Source organism: Cupriavidus sp. FW305-27 (assembly GCF_058787995.1).
This window is the reverse complement of record NZ_JBYTAG010000137.1, coordinates 1-994: the sequence shown is the minus strand read 5'-3', so window position 1 is coordinate 994 and position 994 is coordinate 1. Positions and strand designations below refer to the sequence as shown.

Genomic DNA, 994 nt, shown 5'->3' with positions numbered 1-994 from the left:
CTTAGTCGAGGATCTTTGCCACGACGCCGGCGCCGACGGTACGGCCACCTTCGCGGATAGCGAAGCGCAGGCCTTCTTCCATGGCGATCGGGGCGATCAGCTTGACGGTGATCGACACGTTGTCACCCGGCATGACCATTTCCTTGTCCTTCGGCAGCTCGATCGAGCCGGTCACGTCGGTGGTACGGAAGTAGAACTGCGGGCGGTAGTTGTTGAAGAACGGGGTGTGACGGCCGCCTTCGTCCTTCGACAGGATGTACACCTCGCCGGTGAAGTGGGTGTGCGGCTTGATCGAACCCGGCTTGCACAGCACCTGGCCGCGCTCGACGTCTTCACGCTTGGTGCCGCGCAGCAGCAGGCCAACGTTGTCGCCGGCTTGACCCTGGTCCAGCAGCTTGCGGAACATTTCCACGCCGGTGCAGGTGGTCTTCACCGTCGGCTTGATACCGACGATTTCGATTTCCTCACCGACCTTCACCACGCCGCGCTCGATACGGCCGGTCACCACGGTGCCGCGACCCGAGATCGAGAACACGTCTTCCACAGGCATCAGGAAGGTACCGTCAACGGCACGCTCCGGCGTCGGGATGTAGGTGTCCAGCGCGTCGGCCAGGTTCATGATGGCCACTTCGCCCAGCTCGCCCTTGTCGCCTTCCAGCGCCAGCTTGGCCGAACCCTTGATGATCGGGGTGTCGTCGCCGGGGAACTCGTACTTCGACAGCAGCTCGCGAACTTCCATCTCGACCAGCTCGAGCAGTTCAGCGTCGTCCACCATGTCGCACTTGTTCAGGAACACGATGATGTACGGCACGCCAACCTGGCGGGCCAGCAGGATGTGCTCACGCGTTTGCGGCATCGGGCCGTCAGCAGCCGAGCAAACCAGGATCGCGCCGTCCATCTGGGCGGCACCCGTGATCATGTTCTTCACATAGTCAGCGTGGCCCGGGCAGTCAACGTGCGCGTAGTGGCGGTTGGCCGTTTCGTACTCGACGTG

General features: G+C 62.9%; 1 protein-coding gene. It reads right to left on the bottom strand.

Translation table 11 applies throughout. The features are described 5' to 3' along the window. Position 1: 1 nt before the first annotated feature. The coding region (gene tuf, locus AC3WRI_RS32875; RefSeq protein ID WP_492295016.1) for an elongation factor Tu at positions 2-994 on the bottom strand (993 nt) is incomplete at its 5' end.